Genomic DNA, 15,625 nt, shown 5'->3' with positions numbered 1-15,625 from the left:
GATACTCGAGCATATTTCCCAAACTCAGAGTCTGTAAATAGGGCTTTGCGGTGTTTAATCCCACTACTCCCCAAAAAGCATACAGCGAAGCCAAAGAGAGCCTGACCGCTCGTATCTGGACTCCTCTCGCAAGCTGGAATGAGCACGGCGGGGTAGGCGATTCTTTCCCTTCCCCCCACCGGGTGAAGGTGCCACCGCACTTCCCTTCCCCCCTTGCGGGGGAAGGTTAGGATGGGGGGGATGCAGGGGCGGGGTTTATCTCCGCCCATCCCACGGGAGAGCGTAAAGCCTTCCCCTACGACATTGGGGGTATAAGCCATGAAGTTGAAATACTATCCGGACACTGATTCTCTCTACATAGATTTGTCGGGCAAGGTCAGCGCTGACAGCAAAGAGATATCGGAAGGAGTTATCCTCGATTATGATGTTGATGGGAATATCGTGGGTATTGATATTGATAATGCCAGCAAGAAAGTAGACATGAAAGAGCTCCTCGTAAGCAAGGTCCCGATAGAGGAGCAAGTTCTCAAGGGATGGCAGGATCTCCACTGATGAAGGGTCACCAGCGCTGAAAAAGAGGAAACAGTTGCTCACGCTCAAGTATCAGATCGGAAAGAACTGAGATGCCTAGGAAACGAGAGTTGCTGCTTGTCGGGATCGATGTGGCCATCATCATTGGCTCAATCGTCAGTTCAGCATTCTTGCGATTGGGAATCGAACCGGGAGTTCAGTACCTTGAAGCGCACACTATTTCATTCCTAGTCAGCGGACTGACGTACATCGTTCTTTTGTTTATCGGAAACCAGTATGATGTACGAAAAGACTATCGTTCCCTTCCCGAGTTCTTGACCCTACTGTATGTGTCCATAGGCGCTTTTATGCTTTCGACGAGCTTATTTTACGTCGACTGGTCACTGAGGGTTGGGCGAGGAGTCTATTTGCTGAACGCGATCTTGGTTACGCTGGGTATCGCCCTCTGGAGAAGGCTCTACAGCCGGCTGGTCGTCCGCCCATCGTTCCAAAGGCGAGCACTTCTTTTGGGATTGGGTAAGGAAGAGGGGCAGTTACTCCACGAAGTGATCGAGATAAAGACTTCAGGAATTCGGCTTATCGGAGCGCTGGTTGATGACTGGCCTTCTCACCATAACGATGAGAGAAATGGGATCACAATACTGGGAGGCATGGATCGCTTGGAGAAAGTGCTTGTTGAGCAAGCGCCTGATTTGCTAATCACGTCAAACGGCTGTTTGTCGCGCCATGACGTGTGTCAGGAGCTTTTTATCCAACAGCGTCATGGAACGGAGGTGATCCACCTTTCCGATCTCTATGAAAAGACTACTGGTAAGGTACCGATCCACTATGTTTCGGATTATTTGTTACATATGGGCATTATTCGGTCGCCAATATATGCAAAGAGGGTCAAAGGGTTGATTGACAAATCAGCGGCGCTCCTTGCGTTAGTTCTCCTTTCCCCTATTGCTTTTCTCATAATGGTGGGAACCATGCTCACGTCGCCTGGGGGCATTGTCTACGTCCAGGAAAGGCTTGGTGCAGGTGGCCGGAAGTTCAAATTGCTGAAATTTCGAACCATGACTGAAAATGCGGAGCAGAACACCGGCCCTGTCTGGGCTTCAGAGAATGATCAGCGTATTACCCGGTTCGGCCGTTTCTTGAGGCGATCGCGCCTTGATGAAATCCCGCAACTCATCAATGTCCTCTTGGGGGACATGAGCTTGGTGGGGCCTCGCCCTGAACGAGAGCCGTTCATCAGGCAGTTTCAAGGTCGGGTGCCAGTATATCGAGAGGGGAAACGAAAGAACGATCCAGCTAACGCGAGGGTTCAAACCGGCTGGCAGGAAACAATTCCACTTTACTCACTGCGGTTTGCGGTCAAGCCAGGAATCACTGGTTGGGCTCAGATCAATGGAAATTACGCTGCATCAGTGGAAGAAAGCTGGGAAAAATTTGCGTACGATTTGTACTATATTAAGAATCAATCACTCCTCCTTGATGTCACCATCCTTACCAAGACATTATGGGTCGTTCTCGGTGGAAATGGCCGCTGACCTCTCGATATTTTCCACTTTTCTACACGTTTCTCGTCCAATGGTTTCTCTGACCGGGAGACAGGAGGTTTGTGAGATTCTGTGGGAGATACTGAAACTGCTTAACGTGGTTAGGCTCCGGCGGTTTATGCTTGGGTCCGTTCTTTCGCGAGGGATGTCGGATTTCTAACACGGTTGGCGCCGTAGGGCGTGTGAAATCAATGTGTAATACCAAGATTGCTTGCATTGGTGCTGGATACTGGGGGACAAACCTGGTTCGCAACTTCAGCAACCTTGGTGTCCTCTCATGGATCTGCGATTCGAGCCACGAAAGGTTAACGCAGCTCTCTACAGAATATTCGTCGGCAAGATGCGCTGATTCGTTCGACGAAATTCTTGCTGATCCGGACGTAGCTGGCGTGGCGATTGCGACCCCAGCCGAGACCCATGGGCGCATTGTGCGACGAGCACTCCTGGCCGGCAAAGACGTCTTTGTTGAAAAACCTCTCTGCCTGACAGTTCCTGAAGGTCAGGAACTCGTGGCCCTGGCTTCGGAAAAACGCCGCGTGCTTATGGTAGGCCACCTCCTTTGGTATCATCCAGCCGTGCTCAAGCTCAAGGAACTGGTTGAAGCAGGCGAACTTGGCCGAATCCAGTACATCTATTCCAACCGACTCAATCTTGGGAAGATCCGCCGTGAAGAAAATATCCTCTGGTCATTTGCGCCCCATGACGTCTCGGTAATCTTGGGTTTAGTGGGAGAGATGCCGGATGTTATTCTCTCCAAGGGTGGCAACTACCTTGACGACCGGATCGCTGATGTTACTGTGAGCCTTCTGTCGTTTCCCAGCGGCGTCAAGGCCCACGTCTTTGTGTCGTGGCTGCATCCATTCAAGGAGCAGAAACTGGTTGTTGTCGGGACTCGCAAGATGGCAGTATTCGACGACGTGGAAAAGAAAGACAAGCTGTTGCTGTATCCCCATTCTATCAACTGGAAAAATCATATTCCGGTTGCCAGCAAAGCTGAGGCTCAGCCTGTTGAGTTCGACTGGGTCGAACCATTGAAGGCCGAATGCGCCCATTTTGTCGAGTGCATCAGAGAACGCGCTACGCCACGGACCGATGGCAGCGAGGCACTTCGGGTCCTGACGGTTCTTAGTGGCTGTGAGGAAAGTCTCAGGCGCGTCGAAGCGCCAATCAATCAACCTGCCTCACAACGTACGCGACCATACACTGCGCATGAGACCGCAAGTATCGACGAGGGCGTTGAGATCGGCGAAGGGACCACGATCTGGCATTTCTCCCACATCCTGAAAAACTCCAGGGTTGGAAAGAATTGCAGGATCGGCCAAAACGTGATGATCGGCCCGAACGTGAACATCGGCGATGGGGTCAAAATACAAAATAACGTCTCTGTGTACGAGGGGGTGACCCTGGAGGATCATGTCTTTTGCGGTCCATCCATGGTGTTCACCAATGTGTTTAACCCGCGCAGCGAGATCAGGCGCATGGATGAGCTTCGTCCGACGCTGGTCCGGCGGGGTGCGACGCTTGGGGCCAACTGCACAATCGTCTGTGGCGTGACCATCGGTCAGTATGCTTTTATCGGCGCCGGCGCGGTCGTTCTGAAAGATGTCCCGGACTTTGCGCTACTTGTTGGAAATCCCGGCAAGATTATCGGATGGATGTGTGTCTGTGGGAATCGTATCGATATTGATGATCGGGCCGAGTCTGGTACCTGTCAGGTGTGCCAGAGAATGTATCGAAAGAAAGGTCAAATGGTGTCATTGACATGATGACCGTCCCGTCTCTCGATCTGAAAGCCCAGTATGCTACCATCCGCTCGGAGGTCCGAGAAGCGATAGACCGGGTCTGCGAGTCTCAACAGTTCATCCTTGGTCCGGAAGTGGCGGCGTTTGAGCAGGAGGTCGCCGCGTTCTGTGCTGGTCGGTTCGCTATTGGGGTGTCATCCGGGACCGATGCGCTGTTGGCAGCTCTTATGACAATCGGCGTTGGACCGGGTGATGAGGTGATCACCACCCCATACTCCTTTTTTGCTACGGCCGGAGTGATTGCCCGGTGTGGCGCCCGCCCTGTCTTCGCGGATATTGATCCGTTGACCTTCAATCTCGATCCGGTGGCAGCGTGTGAAAAGATCACATCCCGGACAAAAGCGATCATGCCGGTTCATCTATTCGGGCGGTGCGCCGACATGGACTTGGTCGTCAAGGTCGCCGAAGAGCGTAGGATCGTTGTGGTCGAAGATGCGGCCCAGGCGATCGGATCCCGAGACAATGCGGGAAGGCATGCCGGAACCATTGGGCAGATGGGATGTTTTTCGTTCTTTCCTGGCAAGAACCTTGGTGCGTTCGGTGACGGCGGGATGGTCGTCACGAATGACGCAAAGCTGGCCGAGACGATTCGAATGATGCGAGTTCACGGCTCCAAGCCGAAATATTACCACCGTATTATCGGAGGAAACTTTCGTTTAGACGCGCTGCATGCGGCAGTTCTTCGAGTGAAGCTGAAGTTTCTACCGGCGTGGAATGAAATGCGCCGGAGCAATGCGGAGCGGTACCGGATGTTATGCGATGAAGCAGGCTTGACGGGTCTCGTAACGCTACCACAGGACAGGCCGGGGCATATCTATAATCAGTTTGTCATCCGAGTCCCTAAGCGGGACCAACTTCGGGCATTTTTTCGTGAGTCAGGAGTGGACACGCATGTCTACTACCCACTTCCCCTGCACCTCCAGGAATGCTTTAAGGACCTTGGCTACCAAAAAGAGGATTGTCCTCACGCAGAGGCTGCCGCGGATGACTCGTTAGCTCTTCCAATATATCCGGAATTGACCACGCCCCAGCAGCAATACGTCATGGGTCTCATAAAAGAGTTCTACGAAAGATGAAAATTGTTACCGTCGTGGTGGCTCGCCCACAGTTTATCAAGTGTGCCCCGGTATCTCGTGAGGTTCGTAAAGTGGCAAGCGAAGTGTTGGTTCACACTGGCCGGTACTCCGATGAGATTCCGAGTGAGGTATTTTTCCGCGAACTCGACATGAAGGATCGAGACGTATGAGATGGCCTGAGAATAAGGAGTTCGCGTTCACAATATTCGATGATACCGATGGGGCCGTTCTGGAAGAGGTTTCCCTCGTCTACAGATTTTTAACTGAACTGGGCTTTCGCACTACAAAGTCGGTATGGGTTTTAAGGGCCGCTGGGGCCGCGTTTCATCCCGGTGCTACTTGCGAGGACTCTGACTACCTTGCATGGCTAAAGCAAATCAAGGCTACTGGGTTCGAACTCGGGTTGCACAACGTTTCTGCTGGCAGCTCGACGAGAGACAGAATAGAAAAGGGGCTGGACTTGTTTTGTCATCACTTTGGGCATCTTCCCTACATTCACGCAAACCATAGTAGCGCTCTAGAAAATATTTACTGGGGCCTAAAGAGATTCAGCGACCCACTGGTACGCTCGATTTATCATGCGCTCACGATTAGAAAGAACCGTCGCTTCCACGGAGACGAAGAAGGGAGCCCATATTTCTGGGGTGACCTCTGCAAGGAGACGATCCGTTACGTTCGGAATCTAGTTTTTAAGGAGATCAATACACTTCAGATGTGCCCAGAAATGCCATACTACGATCCCCAGAGACCGTATGTGAATCTTTGGTTTGCTTCTTCGGACGGTGGAGACGTCGAAAGATTCATTCACACCTTGGGTTCAATTGACGATCTCCAGCGGGAAAGAGGCGCCTGCATTATTTACGCTCACTTTGCCAACGGATTTGTCAGTAATGGGCGGTTGGACCCCCGGTTTATTCGCGTGATGAAAGATGTTTCAGAGCGTCCTGGGTGGTTTGTTCCAGTGAGTCAGCTCCTTGACTGGCTAAAGAACAATCGGCCATCAACGGAGCAAACGATCTCAAAGCCCTCCCTTGTCAGGATGGAGCGGAGATGGCTATTGCAACGAATCATGGCTGGTGGCACCCATTAGACAGGAATTTAAGGGTTGTCCAGGAACCGGCGTACAACTTGTCATCCGCGTCCCTCAGCGGGACCAACTTCGGGCATTTGTTCGTGAGTCAGGGGTGGACACGCATATCTATTACCCACTTCCCCTGCATCTCCAGGAATGCTTCAAGGACCTTGGCTACAAAAAGGGAGATTTTCCTCACGCAGAGGCTGCCGCGGATGGTTCGTTGGCTCTACCAATGTACCCAGAATTGACCGAGGCTCAACAGCGATATGTCGTAAGCGTGCTGAGTGAATTCTATAAGAGATGAAGATTGTTACAATCGTAGGAGCCCGCCCACAGTTTATCAAGTGTGCCCCGGTATCTCGTGAATTTCGTAAAGTGGCAAGCGAAGTGTTGGTTCACACTGGCCAGCACTACGACGACAACATGAGCGATCTGTTCTTTCGGGATCTCGAGATCCCGAAGCCGGATTACAATCTTTGTGTTGGTTCTGGTTCTCATGGGGCGCAGAGCGGCGAGATGCTGAAACTGATCGAAGAAGTATTGCTAAAGGAGCGGCCCGACTACGTCGTGGTGTTCGGGGATACCAATTCTACGCTCGCGGGGGCTTTAGCGGCGGCAAAGCTGCATATTCCGGTCGCGCACGTTGAAGCAGGTCTGCGGAGTTTCAACCGGCAGATGCCGGAGGAAATCAACCGGGTGATAACCGACCACCTTTCATCTTTACTCTTTTGTCCTACCGAAACAGCGGTGAAAAATCTGGCGCAGGAAGGAATTACCAAGGGGGTAGAGCTCGTGGGCGATGTGATGTACGAAGCTCTGCTCAACAACTTGCAGATTGCCGAATGCAGATCAGCGATTCTCACACGACTCAACTTGCAACCCAAGGGGTACTTCCTCGCCACGATTCACCGGGCGGAAAATACAGATGATGGCAGGAGGCTCCAGTCCATCCTTGTGGCACTTCAGGAACTCAGCGCTATCCATCCTGTCATCTGGCCGGTCCACCCCCGCACTCGCCTAGCCCTCGAGAGTCACCACCCATCACTCCAAATCAATCAGTCGTTGCGCCTGATTGATCCCGTCTCATATCTCGACATGCTGGTATTGGAAAAGCGTTCGCATGTGATTCTTACGGACTCGGGAGGCGTGCAGAAAGAAGCCTATTGGTTTGGAGTGCCGTGTGTCACGCTACGCGACGAGACCGAATGGGTGGAAACAGTGGAGCAAGGCTGGAATACGGTAGCGGGCACTGACCCCGACCGTATCGTGGCTGCGGCGAAATCGCCCGCTATTCCGGTAAGTCCCCTGAGGCTCTGCGATGATGGCCGCGCTGCCGAGCGCGTTGTAGGGATTCTGGCCGGGTCCTGGAAGGCTCATGTAGGATCCGCCGCTACAATCAACTGAGCGATGCACACAGCTATGGACGTCGGCTGTGGCGTAGGGCGTTGGTGTGATGGCTCGGCATAGGTACTTTTCCTTGGGCTAATGGTATTTCTATTGCTTATGCGTAGATCAGTAGTTCACTGGGAGATCCGTGGGGAACACACGGATCTCCCCGATTGTTTGTGGCCGGAGGAGATCTCGAAATTTTGGTCTCAGTTGTAATCTGCACAAAGGACCGCCTCGAAGATCCTGTCCGCTGCATCGAGTCGCTTCTTTGCCAGACACGTTTGCCCGATGAGATTGTCATTATCGACGCGAGCGGAGGAGATCAACTCAAAAAGCGGATCGAAGAGACATTTGCCGCCTCGCGAGTGCCCTTGGTGTACAAGCATTCGAAACCTGGTCTGACGTACCAGCGGAATGTCTCTCTGGGTGTGCTGAGAGGAGAAGTTGTCTTCTTTTTTGATGATGACGTTGTTCTTGAGCCAGATTTCTTGGCTGAGATTCTTCGAGTGTTCGAGAATGATGTTACGGGACAAGTTGGGGGAGTAATGGGTCGGATTGTAAATCTTCCTCACAGAAGATGGTTACTGAACTTATATTGTCGTGTGTTTTGCTTGAGCAGGCCCGGTAATGGTCGCTTTCTGCGCTCAGGATTGGCGACATTCCCATGCAACAAAGATGGAGAGGTCTTAGCAACGGATTTTCTTTCGGGAGGAATAACAGCTTATCATCAGCGCGTACTCAAGGAGTTTTCCTGGGACGAATCGCTCGAAGGTTATGCGCTGATGGAAGATGCGGACTTTTCATACCGAGTATCGCGACGATTCCGAAATTATTATGTGCCGGCTGCCCGTTGTAGTCATTACCCATCACCAATTGGGGGCGACCGCGTTGAGAAGCTTAGGCGTACGAGGTTTCGAAATCACAGGTATCTTTTCGAGAAGAATATGCCGAAGTCATTGATAAATTGGTTTGCGTTTTGGCTTGCGGTGATTGGAACGGGGCTACTCTTTCTGTATGGAGATGTTGTTAGATGGTTCCGCCCAAAGAAACTCGTATGAAGTCCGTGCATCGTAAGGTCCTAACGCTTGCGCACCTCTTTCCCCCCACGCCTGAGACAGGCGCTGTGCGGGTTGGCAAACTTGCGAAATATTTGCCAGCGTTCGGCTGATATCCGATCTTGGGAGCCAAGCGACACCCTGTTTGGGTTTCATCGTTGCGACTCACCACTGTGCTGCTGCAACCCCACCGGTTAACTTCGCAGATTACCTGATGATGCACTTTTTACTAACGGGTAGCTCTCGCCATTCCGCGCTCCAGCCATTTGCAGGAACTTCTCAACGGCTCTTTCGGGCTGCATTTCGTCCACAATACCGCCACGCCACACGAAGCCTTTTCGAACCGGGCTTTGCCCCCTCCAAACTCGCACCATAGCAGAAGCAAGACCTTCGACGTCACCCGGAGCAACAAGTTCGCCCGTTACGCCTTGTTCAACAAGCTCATCAATGCTCGCGCCGCGGGTTCCGATGACCGGAATCCCCACCATCAGACTTTCAATCACGGTGTTTGGCAGATTGTCCACAAGCGACGGAAGTACGGCCGCATCGGCATGCTGCAATACGCCGTACATTTCCGGTTTTGGGAGTGGATACAGAACCTGGACTTTTGAGCGATGCCGCCCAAGTCCGGAGAGCAGGGTTCCCACTTCGGTGAAGTTACCACGTCCCACCCAGACCATCCGTAGGGATGGTTCTACCTCGAAAACGCGCTTGAGCGATTCGCCAAGCCAATGCGTTCCCTTCGGGCGTCTGAGATGGCCAAAATGGAGAAAGAATCGCTCAGGCAGTCCACAGGGACGACTTGCGGAAGAGGCTACCTCCAGCCCGAGTGGTGGACGCAAAACCTCGACTGGTATTCGGTGCCGGGTTCGGAAGTGTTCAGCCACAAACTGGCTTGGTGCATATGCTTTGTCCGCGCGTCGTATTGCCGCGCGCTCCAATCCTTCTTGCCATCTTGCAGCCCTGTGATGGCGCCCATCAACCTTATTAAACAAGTCAGCCGCCCAGCTACACCGAACAAGATGAACACGGCTCTTCGCTCGGCGTATAGTGAGACCGACGGCGAGGTAATCTGCACTCTGAACTATGTCGAAGGGGAGTTCTCGGTGTCTGCGTTCCATTGCTTCCGTTAGTGCAAGCGACCTCGCAACCGACCCAAATAGAGTTCCCCAATGATCTCCAGCCACCGTTAACACTCGCCCCAGGATTCTAGGCCACAACCGCGGCGGAACCCGCTCCACCCGAATGCCCTCGTGCATCAAGATTCGAGGCTCAAGAGAACTGGAAACAAAAATCTCTGGTTGATGCCCATGGTCAATCAAGAGCTTCCCGATCCTGTTCAGGTAGTTTCCTAGACCGCCGCCGTCTGGCACGTCGGTGATAAACTCTGGTGTTATAAACGCTATTCGCATCAAAGCACTGTTAATGTTTCAGGTAGCTGCGCGTTTCCCAAAACGGAATGAATGGGAGCGCCGCCAGCGCCCGTCGCCCAGGCCATATAGAGGCCCTTCGCTGTGAACCAGTCAACCAGCATGGAGAGTATCAGCAGCAGGACGAAAGGCGGATTTCATGCCCCGTTGAACACATAGCTCGTCCAAAAAAGATTGACCTTCTTGACGGGCAAGGCATCGGCAGGTTGTACAGCCCCAGCACAACCTCGGAGAAAACCGAGAACGTCAACGAGTTGAAAGGCATCGAATGCGCGAGTCACAGCCGGCACCAGGCCCTGCTACGAGGAGCCAGGGCTTCTGACGCCAAGGAACTTCTCTCTGTATTCGGAGAGCGTGCAGGATTTGATCCCGCAATCGGCCACCGTATCAAACACCGCTCCTAAGGTGTTCAGGTACTTCTTAACGTCTGCTTGTGTTTGCGGATAGGGAGAAGCGCCGGCCACCACCTCCATGCTGTGAAACATCATGACCAGCGGGCGCCGAACACCTTGCGAGGGTGGCGCAGACGCGGTGGCACGCACGAGCTGCTGCAGGAGATCCTTAGACGTGTACCAAGGCCGAAACCATATTGGATTGCTGCCTCTCGACGACGGCACCTCCGGCGCGGCCACAATTGTGACTGGAATTTCCAACAGGCCAGAACCGCCATTCTTGAAGATGTCACCATCGTCCGCGGCCCAGTAGGGCAGTTCCTGCGCCTCAGTAAAATCTGGAAATCGAGCGCCGTCCTGGCTGGTCCACCGGACATGCGGTGTCACGGAACTGTCCACTACGTATCCGAACTCCATCAGAAACTTGCCAGTGTGATGACCTATCCCGAACCGGCCTGCCCGGAAAGATCGCGGCGCCTTCCCAAAAGCATCCGAGAATAACTGCGTTAGATTCTGGAGCTTCTGTCGTTCGATCTCAGGGGCGCACTCCCATTGCATACCCCGATGGGGTCGAGTCGGACCGACAGCGATGAATTCTGGCGGAACATCCTCTACGTGAAGATGAGCACCAAGTTCGCAGTGCGCTAAGCTGCGCAGGACGGCTCGGCAGTCGTTACGCTGCAGGACCTCTGGACTGATCAAATAGGTTGGACGGACGTCGTGCCGAGCGAAGAGCGGATGGAGTTGGTTCGGCATTGTCTCGAGGACACTCTTGAATGTCCGCACGGCAGGTGCGCCCCAGTTCTTGTCGGAGTCAGCTTCCACATCGATTGTCACTATGAGGCATGTATCCAGCCGGCAGCCGTCCATATCCCTATCCGGTCTCCGCCAGGCGGTTTGGCGCAGCCGATTGCGAATGGAGCGGATCTGCTGAAGAAGCGTCATAAATCCTCTGGGCGGTGCATTAGAAGTGGAGGAACATTCGTAACTCTCGCCAAGCAGAGCGTGCGCTGTTAAGCGGATGACTGCACCCCCGGCGGAGACGCACAAGATTGGACAGCAGCCCCAAGTGTTTGCGTCCGCCGATGATCTCATCAATCACTGCCAGGGTATATGAAATACCTGCGCGCGCGCTCTCTTCCGTGCGCACCGGGCAACTGGCTATCAAATCAAGCAGTCTCAGCATGTTGTAGTCGTTGTCTTCGTACTTCTCCAGATACCGCTGGTTCGCCGCCGCGACCTCTGCGCGGAGTGCGGGGTCATGGATCGCACGTTGCACCGCTGCAACTACGGCTGAGGCATCCAGCTTCTCGGTGAACAACGCCCGGAAGCCAAGACGTTCCATCTCCCGATTTGACGCGATATCGCTCACCACGGGCGTGGCACCCGCGGCGGCGCCTTCCTTCACGCTGTCTGAGCCCATATCATTGAGCCTGACGAGAGAAGTGAATATATCCGCCACCGAAACGAGTTGCCGCACGGATGCATCGGGGATATGCCCATCAAGAATCGTGATCCGACGCGCCAGGCCCTTCGCCAAAATCCGCTTGCGAGCCTCGGCGACAAACGACTCACTGCCCTCTCCGCCAAGCGCGAAAAACTGTAATGTGGCATCTTCCAGCGCAAGCCGACTAAAGGCTTCTGTCACAAGGTCACAACCCCAGCGTGGCTTGAACCGCCGGATATTAAGGATGATCAGCGACGCCGGGTCAATTCGATGTCGTATACAAAATGCGCGCCGCTCCTCTTCAGAGGCTCTGCGGAATAGCGTCCGATCAATTCCCCACGAATTGACGTACACCTTCTCAGCCGGCACCCCGAATCGGTCCACGACGCGCTGAGCTCCGACCACTGCACCCGGCACGACCAGATCCACCCCATGGAGTGCTCGGCGGACCATTGTGAAGGCCACTGAACTAGTTTCGGAAAACCGGAAGACATCGCCACCCCAGGGCATCAGCACCTTAGGGCCAGCCGTGCACAAGGCCGTGGCCAGACCATAGGTGAACACCTCCTGGCCAAAGATAAAAGCGGGATCAAGTTGGGCGACAAATGGAGGAATGCTCACTGCCTCCACGAGCGAATTCGCAAAGGACGGATGATAGTCTCGATGTTCCGGCGGACCCATCGCACGCCGGTATCGTGAACGCTCCCAAGCATTTACGCCGCGTTCGACGCGCAACCAATGTTCATGGAGCGCACTCAATCGCTCGTGCAGCGCTGGGCTTTCCGAATCGACACTCTGAAGAATCTTGGTCCCATCTTCCAACTGAAGGGGTCCCTGCCACCGTCGCGTCACGATAGCGACCTCCAGGCCCTGTCTCCGCCAGAAACTCGCCAGCCGCTGGGGAAACACGCTCGCTGGATCCCCAATGATAACGGCAGGTTTACCCTGTGGCCACGTCTTCATTGCATCGGATTAGAGCAAAAACCCCATGGTTCTTACGCAGGGCCGAGTTAGCGGACTAACCCTCTAGCAACAGATTAAGGACCCTGCCTACCTGCGCCTCAGTGATCTCAACACTGCATGGAAGGCTTAGCCCGGACCGGTGCAGCGTCTCGGCCGCCGTCACGTTGAATTGGAATGCCCCGTCCGAAAAAGCGGGCAGTTTGTGAATCGGTATCCAGATTGGGCGACTCATCACGCCCTCTCTCATCATCGAGTCGATGACCGGACGGGCAACTCGGTCCAGCATCACGCTGTACATCCAGAAGGTGCTCCGGCAGTGCTGCGGTGCGGGATGCGCCTTGATGTGCGGGTTGTTTTTGAGCAACTCAGCATATCGGGCGGCGATTCCACGCTTGATCTTAACGTATTCGTCGAGTTTCTCCAGTTGGGCAACTCCCAGGGCCGCGGCAATGTTGGTCAGGCGGTAGTTGTAGCCCACCTCGTCGTGGAAGAACTCGATCTTGTCGGCCTTGGCCGTGGTGGTGAGGTGCCTGGCATGTGCCGCCAGCCCCGGATCCTCCGTGAAAATCGCGCCACCGCCACCGGTGGTGATGATCTTGTTCCCGTTGAAACTGGTGATGACCAGCCGCATCGGCCCCCGGTAGGCGGGGCAGGGGGCAGCAATCGGACGACTTTTGTAAGCGGCCCCCAAGCATTCGGCGGCATCTTCAATCAACGGGAGATCGTATCGTGTTGCCAGCTCTGCGACCCGGTCCACATCGCACATGCCGCCAAGCAAATGTACAGGCAGGAGTGCAGCTACCTGTCGTCCTGTGGCCTTGTTGATAAGTCGACCTCCACGCCGCTCGCATCCGTTAGCGAGGAACCGCTCCAACTGTACGACGTCCAGTTGCCAGTCGTTTGGGGAAATATCGATGAGCGCCGGCCACGCGCCACAATAGCGGACTGCATTTGCAGGCGCTACGAAAGTCACCGCCGGCATGACAACTTCATCGTCGTGGCCCACTCCCGCCAACAGAAGGCAAATGTGAAGCGCGGCGGTTCCACTCACCGCTGCGACCGCGTGCTTCGCTCCGACTTTTGCCGCCAATTCCCGTTCGAACCGGTCCACGAAAGGCCCCGCATAGGACACCCAATTTGTATCCAAGCACTCCTTGAGGTAGGTCCACTCGTTGCCGCGGAGCGAGGGCTCACTGAGTGGAATGATTGGTTGTGGCTGCTGCAACTGAACGCTCCTAAAGTACGTATTTGCCCGGGCGGTACATCTCCAAGTTCTCGCGAATCCAGGTAACCGTTGCGGCCAAGCCATCTTCAAGATTTACTTTGGGCTTCCACCCGAGAATCTTCTCTGCCAATGCGTTGCTGGCAAGCAAGCGCTCGACCTCACTCTTTTCTGGTCGTACACGTTCCGCGGTGCTTTCAATCTTGATAGGATGGCCGACGAGTGTGCCGATTAACCGGGCAAGGTCGCCCACACTGATTTCCCGACCTGAACCGATGTTGATAGTCTTGCCGATGGCACCCGGCACGGTGGCGGCCAGCAGATAGCCTTCGACCGTGTTGTCGACGAAGTTGAGATCGCGGGTGGGATGCAGGTTCCCTAAGCGCACGGTTTCGCCCGCCAAGCATTGCGTAACAATTGTAGGAATAACCGCGCGTGCTGACTGGCGCGGGCCAAAGGTGTTAAACGGACGCAACGTGACAACAGGTAGTCCGAACGAGAAATGGAATGCGTCCGCCAATTTGTCCGCTCCAATTTTGCTGGCGGAGTAGGGTGACTGACCTTGGAGTGGATGCTCCTCGGTGATCGGGACGAAGCACGCGGTTCCGTATACTTCGCTCGTAGAGGTGTGAATGACTCGCTGCACGTTGAGGTCGCGTGCGGCCTGCAGGATGTTCAGCGTTCCTTCGATATTCGTGCGCACATAGGATGCAGGCGCATGATAGGAGTAGGGGATGCCGATCAACGCCGCTAAATGGAAGATGACCTCTGTGCCTCGCATGGCACTGCGAACGCTATCGCGGTCGCAGATGTCGCCGGCAAAAATCTCCATCTGGTCGGACAGGGGAGAATCATCGAGCCAGCCCGCGCCTCCGAGCGCGTTGTAGTGAACGAAGGCGCGGACGCGGGCGCCTTCGTTCACGAGCTGCTCCGCCAAGTGGCTCCCAATAAACCCTCCGGCGCCGGTGACCAGGACGTGTTTGGATTTCCAGTTCATAGTTTGGATCTGTGTTGCGCCAGTTGTCGAAAAGGCTGTGGTTCAGTCCTGGATCGAGTTTGAAATAGCATTTGTATAGATCGACGAGCCACCGGGGTAGATACGAAGACTGTTTTGTGTCTGCCGAAGGATGACGCGGAAGCCGCGAGCGACAAATATATCATGGTGCAACGCGTTTTCATAAGCAATCCATATCTGACGTGGCGCCTGCGCAAGACTGGTTTCGATGTTGTGCAAAACGCGAGCGAGGACACTCGACCCGAACGGATTAAAGAAGAAGAAAACTGTGGCTTCCGGCGGGATCTGGTATTCCGCGGCGTCGGCGTGGACTATCTCGAAGTTGTTGACAGTGCATGTGGACCGCTGGTACTTCTTCAGATTACGCAGGCAGATATCACAGAGATTCCTGGAGAACTCGACTCCGATGATTTTTCGGAATCCATACTGTGAGGCCAGCATCATCGCCAATCCTTTGCCGCAGCCGAAATCCAAGAACGTGCGTTCACAAAAGTCATGGATCGGTATCTGTTGCATCATAAGGTGAAACACGACGGGGTTCGCGCCTTCGTAGCGTCCACCATCGCCTTTGTTGGCAGAGTCGATTCCCAGTTCGTGGAGGTCAACAATGCCGGCGGTGTCAGTGCCATGCCTCCAGTCGAATGCGCGCTCGGCGTAGACCAATTTGGCGGTACGCACGACCCC

The 15,625-nt window shown here is 54.4% G+C and carries 14 protein-coding genes; 8 read left to right on the top strand and 6 right to left on the bottom strand.

The annotated features are described in order from the left end of the window. Positions 1-318 precede the first annotated feature (318 nt). From KGL31_06255 to KGL31_06220, 8 genes are all read left to right on the top strand, one after another. Positions 319-552, top strand: coding sequence for a DUF2283 domain-containing protein (locus KGL31_06255; protein ID MDE2321507.1), 234 nt, complete (start codon positions 319-321; stop codon positions 550-552). A gap of 71 nt (positions 553-623) precedes the next feature. Next, a complete protein-coding gene (locus KGL31_06250) occupies positions 624-2,066 on the top strand; it encodes a sugar transferase (protein ID MDE2321506.1) in 1,443 nt (480 codons plus the stop codon). Between the two features lie 200 nt (positions 2,067-2,266). Next, a complete protein-coding gene (locus KGL31_06245) occupies positions 2,267-3,841 on the top strand; it encodes a Gfo/Idh/MocA family oxidoreductase (GenBank protein ID MDE2321505.1) in 1,575 nt (524 codons plus the stop codon). After that, positions 3,841-4,953, top strand: coding sequence for a DegT/DnrJ/EryC1/StrS family aminotransferase (locus KGL31_06240; GenBank protein MDE2321504.1), 1,113 nt, complete (start codon positions 3,841-3,843; stop codon positions 4,951-4,953). The genes KGL31_06245 and KGL31_06240 overlap by 1 nt, the downstream gene beginning before the upstream one ends. A gap of 166 nt (positions 4,954-5,119) precedes the next feature. Then, positions 5,120-6,043, top strand: a complete 924-nt coding sequence (locus tag KGL31_06235; protein ID MDE2321503.1) for a hypothetical protein — start codon at positions 5,120-5,122, stop codon at positions 6,041-6,043. Further along, positions 5,946-6,332, top strand: a complete 387-nt coding sequence (locus tag KGL31_06230) for a DegT/DnrJ/EryC1/StrS family aminotransferase (GenBank protein MDE2321502.1) — start codon at positions 5,946-5,948, stop codon at positions 6,330-6,332. The genes KGL31_06235 and KGL31_06230 overlap by 98 nt, the downstream gene beginning before the upstream one ends. After that, positions 6,329-7,432 carry a UDP-N-acetylglucosamine 2-epimerase (non-hydrolyzing) gene (wecB, locus tag KGL31_06225; protein MDE2321501.1) on the top strand — a complete coding sequence of 368 codons (1,104 nt, stop codon included), beginning with the start codon at positions 6,329-6,331 and terminating at the stop codon, positions 7,430-7,432. The genes KGL31_06230 and wecB overlap by 4 nt, the downstream gene beginning before the upstream one ends. A 155-nt stretch (positions 7,433-7,587) precedes the next feature. After that, positions 7,588-8,475, top strand: a complete 888-nt coding sequence (locus KGL31_06220) for a glycosyltransferase family 2 protein (GenBank protein MDE2321500.1) — start codon at positions 7,588-7,590, stop codon at positions 8,473-8,475. A 191-nt stretch (positions 8,476-8,666) separates the two neighbouring features. Here the strand turns inward: KGL31_06220 and KGL31_06215 are convergent, their stop codons facing one another. The 6 genes from KGL31_06215 to KGL31_06190 all read right to left on the bottom strand — a co-directional run bounded on the left by KGL31_06215 (position 8,667) and on the right by KGL31_06190 (position 15,604). Further along, the gene (locus KGL31_06215) at positions 8,667-9,794 is read right to left on the bottom strand and encodes a glycosyltransferase family 4 protein (GenBank protein ID MDE2321499.1); all 1,128 of its coding nucleotides are present in this window, start codon (positions 9,792-9,794) and stop codon (positions 8,667-8,669) included. 407 nt (positions 9,795-10,201) lie between these two features. Next, entirely contained in the window at positions 10,202-11,239 is a 1,038-nt protein-coding gene (locus KGL31_06210) for a hypothetical protein (GenBank protein MDE2321498.1), read from the bottom strand. A gap of 19 nt (positions 11,240-11,258) precedes the next feature. After that, positions 11,259-12,593, bottom strand: a complete 1,335-nt coding sequence (locus KGL31_06205; GenBank protein MDE2321497.1) for a glycosyltransferase family 4 protein — start codon at positions 12,591-12,593, stop codon at positions 11,259-11,261. Positions 12,594-12,759: 166 nt separating this feature from the next. Then, the gene (locus KGL31_06200) at positions 12,760-13,929 is read right to left on the bottom strand and encodes a LegC family aminotransferase (GenBank protein MDE2321496.1); all 1,170 of its coding nucleotides are present in this window, start codon (positions 13,927-13,929) and stop codon (positions 12,760-12,762) included. 10 nt (positions 13,930-13,939) lie between these two features. Further along, positions 13,940-14,923: an SDR family NAD(P)-dependent oxidoreductase gene (locus KGL31_06195; protein MDE2321495.1), complete on the bottom strand. Its 984-nt coding sequence runs from the start codon at positions 14,921-14,923 to the stop codon at positions 13,940-13,942. Between the two features lie 42 nt (positions 14,924-14,965). Then, positions 14,966-15,604: a class I SAM-dependent methyltransferase gene (locus KGL31_06190; GenBank protein ID MDE2321494.1), complete on the bottom strand. Its 639-nt coding sequence runs from the start codon at positions 15,602-15,604 to the stop codon at positions 14,966-14,968. Positions 15,605-15,625 lie beyond the last annotated feature (21 nt).

The organism is Candidatus Methylomirabilota bacterium, from assembly GCA_028870115.1.
GTDB lineage: Bacteria > Methylomirabilota > Methylomirabilia > Methylomirabilales > Methylomirabilaceae > Methylomirabilis.
This window is presented reverse-complemented; position numbering and strand designations above follow the sequence as displayed.